At 53.0% G+C, this 981-nt stretch carries 2 protein-coding genes; both read right to left on the bottom strand.

Translation table 11 applies throughout. The features are described 5' to 3' along the window. Positions 1 to 524, bottom strand: a 524-nt coding sequence (locus CIK98_RS00870) for a transposase zinc-binding domain-containing protein (protein WP_141210348.1), incomplete at its 3' end; no start/stop codon positions are given. Continuing rightward, positions 521 to 981, bottom strand: a 461-nt coding sequence (locus CIK98_RS00865) for a site-specific integrase (protein WP_141210347.1), incomplete at its 5' end; no start/stop codon positions are given. The genes CIK98_RS00865 and CIK98_RS00870, both read right to left, overlap by 4 nt.

Genomic DNA, 981 nt, shown 5'->3' with positions numbered 1-981 from the left:
TTGAGATGATGCCACACACCGAGTTTGTCCATCCCGCCACCCGGCACAATGCAGTGAATGTGCGGATGGTAGAACAGATTGGAACCCCACGTATGAAGAATGGCGGACATGCCGGTACGCAGTCCCTTATCGCCTGCAAAGGCGGAGATGGTGTCCCATGCGGCCTTGAACATGCAATCGTAGAAGGCAGCCTGATGGTTAATGGCTATAGGACGCAGGCAATCCGGCACCGTGAATACCACATGGAAATACTTCGTGGGAATAATCTCCTCCCTGCGGAAAGAAATCCACTGCTCACGCTCCTTGTTCTGACACTTGGGGCAATGACGATCACGGCAACTGTTGTAGCTTATCTTGATTTCGCCGCACTCGGGACATACCTCCACATGACCTCCAAGGGCGCTGGTTCGGCACATCGCCATATGGCCAAACGCTTTCCTTACAGGCGTAACTACATTATGGGTACTAAGAAACTTCTCTCCATGGTCACGTATAATCTGACCGATGTCGAAGCGTGTCCTCATTGCTTGGGCGGGAAGAGGACGTCAATCAACCGCACATGTCTAACAGGTTCAATGTCAGCAACATGAAGATAAACCATCGTAGTCGTGAGTCTCGCATGTCCGAGCCGCTTCTGTACATGCACTATGTTCTCTCCGTTCTCAAGGAGATGAGTGGCTGCACTGTGCCTCAGGTCGTGGATGGTGATGGTATGGTCGAGTGCGACCCTCGCCAATGCGTTCTTGAGGATGACTCGCACATAGCCTGGAGTGATGCGCTGTGGCTCTTTGTTCCTGCCATGACTCTTGAAGACATAGTCGTCGCTCGGATACTTCTTCCGATATGCCTTGAGTACGACGAGCATCTGGTCGGAAATGGGCACGTAGCGGTCTTTACGCCCCTTGCCTTGGAAGACGAACAGCTTCTTGCGGTCAAAGCAGATGTCGTCCCATCTGAGGCGGCATGCCTCGCCGACCCTGA

The sequence above is a fragment of the Prevotella sp. P2-180 genome (assembly GCF_002251435.1).
Classification (GTDB): Bacteria; Bacteroidota; Bacteroidia; order Bacteroidales; family Bacteroidaceae; genus Prevotella.
Note: the sequence above shows the minus strand (reverse complement) of the source record. Positions and strands in the feature narration are given on the sequence as shown.